This window comes from Nocardia macrotermitis (assembly GCF_009604405.1).
Taxonomy (GTDB): Bacteria; Actinomycetota; Actinomycetes; order Mycobacteriales; family Mycobacteriaceae; genus Nocardia; species Nocardia macrotermitis.
Genome location: NZ_WEGK01000040.1, coordinates 1 through 4,622, shown reverse-complemented (window position 1 = coordinate 4,622; position 4,622 = coordinate 1). Strand labels below are relative to the sequence as shown.

General features: G+C 58.7%; 1 pseudogene. It reads right to left on the bottom strand.

Annotated features, from left to right (window positions below):
• Positions 1 to 4,491: 4,491 nt before the first annotated feature.
• Positions 4,492 to 4,622, bottom strand: a pseudogene (locus NRB20_RS38805) (exonuclease SbcCD subunit D); the annotation flags it as partial.

The window sequence follows — 4,622 nt, the reverse complement described above, 5'->3', positions numbered from 1 at the left end:
CACCCGACACCACCACCATCACCACCACCACCTACACACCCCAAGCCCAACCCACCCTCATCCCCAACCACCCCCTCAACGACCCCACCACAACCACCACATTCGCCACCACCCTCATCGGCGCACCCGAAACAACCACACCCACCCAACCCACCACCCCCCAATGGGAACAAGACTTCACCACAATCGACCACACACTCGGCCTCACCATCACCGACTCGACGGACTACACATTCGACCCCGCAGGCCCCTCCTCTTCGGCACCGGGGGACCGGCCATCGACATTCGAAGAAATCGACAGGCAAATACCAGCCGCCGACACCACGATGCTGGACTTCACCGAATTCGGCTTCGGCACACCCGACACCAACACACACGACAACCCCGAGACCAGGATTACAGTCCACCGCGCCGAACACATATACGCACTGTACGCTGCCGCACAATACGCCAACACCGGGAATATAATCGACGCAGATATCCGACGCGACGTCGAGAGAACCGGAAAATCTGTCACCAGAGGCACAGTAAGCCTACTGCTGCAAAATCTTGGTAAACGACTGAGTACACCGGAGAACCAATTTTCGAGCGAACGCGTGAAGCTCGTGAAGTATCTCTTGAAAAAGGGATTCATCGTTCCAGTGAACGGGGTGATCACCCAGGAACAGATCAACCAAATTTGGCGCCTGATGAAACTCGATGCCCCGGACACCCCGACACCCGACTCCCCGACACCCGACTCCCCGGCAGACGCTCCTGATACGCCCATGCCCCCACTCGACCCGACCGCACACATATACGCGCACCACGCCGCCGCGCTATACGCCAACACCGAAAAAACCACAGACAAAGCTATCGCGAACGCCGCCAAGAACAGCGAAGTCCCCGGCTACACGATCGCCGACGCCACCATCAGCAAAGTGACACACTCGCTGTTGAGGTTGGCCACAGACGTGGGAATCGAAGGCAGGAGTGGAATTTCCACGCGCGGGGAACTCGTCAAGAAACTCGTCTCCACCAGACGGATCACTACCGTGCCCGGGCTACTCACCCCGGAACAGATCAAAAAAATTCAGGACCTCGCGGAACGCGACAACCGCCGCCCGGCCACACACACCGCCACTGACACCCAAGCACCACCCCCCACCTGGGATCAGATAAACAACGAACTCGACCACCTATTCCCCGACGGGCAACCACAGAATCAAACAGTCGACACCCCGGACAACATCGACGACACCACACCCACCGAAAACCAAGCACACGACAACAGTAAGCCCAGGTTCGAACTCGGCCCTGTCGCACGCATATACGTAGCACACGCTGCCGCGCTATACGCCGACACCGGCCAAACCAGAGACGTGGATATCGCGAACGCTGCCAAGAACAGCACCGACCCCGACTACAGGATCGCCGACGCCGACTCCAAAAAAGTGTCGAACTCGCTGTTGCCGCTGAACAAAACCATGGGTATCACAGCCAAGCGAGGTCTACCCGGACGTGGGGAACTCCTGAAGAAACTCGCCGTAACCGGGCGACTCACCCCGGTACCCGGGCTACTCACCCCAGAACAGATCAAAAAAATTCAGGACCTCGCGAAACTCGACAACCGTCACCCCACCACACACACCGGGACCCGGGCAGATCACGACGGCAACCCCACCCACGGTGATGCCCCCCCAACCGACACCACCACATTCGCCACCACCCTCATCGGCGCACCACACAACACCGGGCCACAGCCAACCCCCGCCGGACCCAAGAAAACATCACGCGCGTACCACTACCTGATGCTCGCCGCCATCCTCGAAAAAAATACCAACAAGGACATCGCGGAAGCCGCAAAACTCCACCTCGGCGACGGTTACGCGAACACCTCCACAGACGCGGTGAAATTCTCGCAGATGACACTGCGTAAAAATCTGGGGTTCGAGAGCGGGCAGGAGAACCAGATCATCGTGAACGCGGCTCTGGCGCAGAACTGGATCACCCGTGAAGAGATAGGAGAATTCCGCGACCGAATATACCGCGGCAACGAGATCCCATCGATCCGCGAACCCGAACCCGACACCACCACCACTCCGCCCACCCGCTGGAACCCCGTCGCGCCCGGCACACGCAACGCCCTCATCGCCACAGCAGCCCGCATCGCAGGCGAAAACAACCCACAAAAGATTCGCGAACTACTCGCCGACCACCTCGAAACCAACTCCCAGCTCTACCTCCAACACCTCACCAACGACAGCTACGAAGGAAAATTCGAAGACCAACGCGACGTCTACAACCAATACCTGTACACACACAAATTCGACGAATCCAACCCAGAACACCTCGCACAATTCAATACCTGGCTCAGCGAACACCGCGCACAAACACTCGCCAACGAAATCTCCGCACTCCGCAACACAAATTACGACTACTACGACAACCACAACCGACTACGCGGCCACGGCAACACCCCCCTACTCCTCATCGCCGCAATCAACCTCACTCCCCACACAAACTTCACCATCCAACACCCCGACCACACCCAACACCACTACCGCAACACACCCAACCAACCCACCATCCACATACACCATAAAAACGACAACACCTACTACACCGGCACCACCATAAAACTCACCAAAAACGAACGCAGATACCTAACACACCTCGTCGACGGGCAATCGCTCACCGAGATCGCGGGGATCACGAATTTCCCCGTCGAGGCGGTGAATGGATCGCTGTACGACCTTCGCGAAAAAGTAGGAATCGAGGCTACTCGCAAGGCGGGATATGATGCGCTGAGAACATGGGCCATCCAGACAGGGGAACTCACACGGAACGCCGCCGACGACACCGACAACCCCGCGAACCCCGACAACACCACCAACCCCCCCGCACCGACCACGACCCGAACAAACGGATTCGAAACACTCGACACCACCCTCGAACTCGCACGCAGACTCGACTACAACGAACTCCCCCCCGGAACCCACATACACCTCTCCACACCCGACGGCCCCCACCACTGGACCACGACCACCAACACCAACACCGACAACCCCATCCGAACAACACTCAACACCCTCGACCACACCCAAAACAACCCAGTCATCATCCACACACCCGCCACACCCACATCCACATCCACCGGCACCACACCAGTGCACTGGAACCACGTGGAACCCGGCACACACCACCCACTCATCGCCACCACCGCCCGCATAACAAACACAGACCCACAACACATACGCGAAAAACTCGCCCACCACCTCGAGACCAACCGAGACCGCTACCGCCACCACATCACCAACGACACCCTCGACCACGAACGCATCGCCCAACTGACCAGATACCAGAAATTCCTGGCCACACACCCCGACAACATCGCCACAGCCGCAGTCATCGACGCGAACACACAATTCGAAACCCAGCTCACCGAACAACGCACCCAGCTACTCGACAAAGAAATCGAAGCACTCCGCAACCCCAACACCCCCTTCCCCACCACCAACCGACTACTCGGCCACGGCAACACCCCCCTCGCCCTCATCGCCGCAATCAACCTCACCGACACAACCAACTTCACCATCCAACACCCCGACACCACCCGACACCACTACCACAACAAGCCCGGCCAACCCGCCATTCACATACGCCACAACAACGACAACACCTACGAAACCGGCACCACCATCACACTCACAGAACACGAACACGCCTACCTCCGATACCTCGTCGCCGGACACACCGACGAAGAGATCGCGAACACCCTCCAACAAAGCGAAGATCCGAAGTTCAAGAAGACCAGTCACAGCGCAGTAAGAAATTCCATGAGAACACTGCGCCAAAAAATAGGAATCAACACCGATCATATACTTGGGCGCACCGCTCTCATAGCATGGGCCAAGCAGACAGGGGCGCTCAACCAAAGAGCCCCCCTCGAACGCGACGACAACGATCAACAACTCGGCCGTGCAACACACCCGTTCCCCACAACACACAAAGAATGGATGAACGCATTCGACCTATTCAGCAACCTCAACCCTGACACCGACTACACGACAGACCCCGACCCCACCAACACCACCAACATCGCCACCACACGCGCACCCCCAACACAAAAGAACCCGCCCCTCGAACACACCGCCACCATCGACCGTGACGAACTCATAATCACCAACAACAAAGAGATCACACTCACCAACGGCAAAACGGCCACGGTCACCGCCCATCAACGCACACTCGCGGCATACGCAGCCCTCGGGTACTCCACCAATTACGCGATCGCAGAAGCCCTCAAGAAAACCGGACATTCCAGGTACGTAGGCATCCGGGACACTGCGGTGAAGGGAGTGCTGGGACAACTCAGCACCCTATTAGAGGTCCCGGACCTCCCCCCTACCAAGAGGCGTAGCAAGCTCGTCGAACTGGCCAAAGCAAGTAAGGCGATCACCGAGGACGACCTCGACAAACTCCGCGCTCACGGAGCCGGCCCCGAAAACAACCCCCGGCCGCGGCGAAACTGCCCAGCGCACCCAGCCGGGTCGGCGAATCGTGATTGCCCGAGGTGGCCACGATCACCGCACCCGCGGCCCGGATCGCCTCGAATCCCCGGTTGCACACCGCGATCGCGT